Annotated in this window: 1 protein-coding gene and 1 pseudogene; both read right to left on the bottom strand. The window is 70.8% G+C overall.

Annotated elements, in window-relative coordinates; translation table 11 throughout:
• Window positions 1-210: pseudogene (locus N878_RS23400) on the bottom strand (DUF4136 domain-containing protein); the annotation flags it as partial.
• A gap of 79 nt (window positions 211-289) precedes the next feature.
• The coding region (locus N878_RS23395) for a methyltransferase domain-containing protein (RefSeq protein ID WP_021445924.1) at window positions 290-777 on the bottom strand (488 nt) is incomplete at its 5' end.

Here is a 777-nt window from a genome sequence, read left to right as displayed (position 1 = left end):
GGCGCTGCCCGCCGGCAGCTGGCCGCCCTGCCAGCTCCAGTTGCGGTAGCGTCCGTAGTCGCGCGGCGGCGCCGGGTAAGCGCTGCGGTCGAAGACCTGGGCGGCCTCGGGCGGCGCCGGCGGCATCGGCAGGGATTGCGCCTGGTAGGGATTGGGGCTCTGGCAGGCGACCAGCAACGGCAATGACAGGATGGCGATGGCGGTGCGCATGGTGTTCTCCGTGGTCGCGCGCGGCATACCCAGTGGTTTCAGGCTACGCCCGGCCTGCCGCGGCGTCCATCGCGGCCGATCAGAGCGGCCGGCACAGCCAGTGCAGGTAGCGCCCCAGCCCGGCGAAGCTGGGGTGGCGGCGGTAGGCCAGCTCCATTTCCAGCAGGTCGAGCAGCTCGGCCTTGGCCTGGAACTCCTGCGGCATGTAGTCGTGGAACACGCGCACGCCGCTGCGGCTTTCGACCTGCCACTGCGCACCGAGTTGCGCCGCCAGATCGCGTGGGTCGAGCGGGCGTTGCGGGGTCAGGCTCTGCCCCTCGCCGGCGAAGCGTTCCTTGCGCAGCTTGCGGAAATGGCCCTTGAGCAGGTTGCGGTAGACCAGCGCGTCCTTGTTGTAGAAGGCCAGCGACAGCCAGCCGTCCGGCGCGACCAGCTGGTGCAGCACCGGCAGGATCGCCGCCGGCTCGGCCAGCCATTCCAGCACGGCGTGGCACAGCACCAGGTCGAAGGGCTGCTCGAGCTGGCCGAGCAGCTCCTGCCAGGGCGCCTGGATAAAGGTGGCGGCCT

The organism is Pseudomonas sp. EGD-AK9 (assembly GCF_000465935.2).
Lineage (GTDB): Bacteria > Pseudomonadota > Gammaproteobacteria > Pseudomonadales > Pseudomonadaceae > Aquipseudomonas.
The sequence above is the reverse complement of the archived record's forward strand: the minus strand, read 5'-3'. Positions and strand labels throughout refer to the sequence as shown.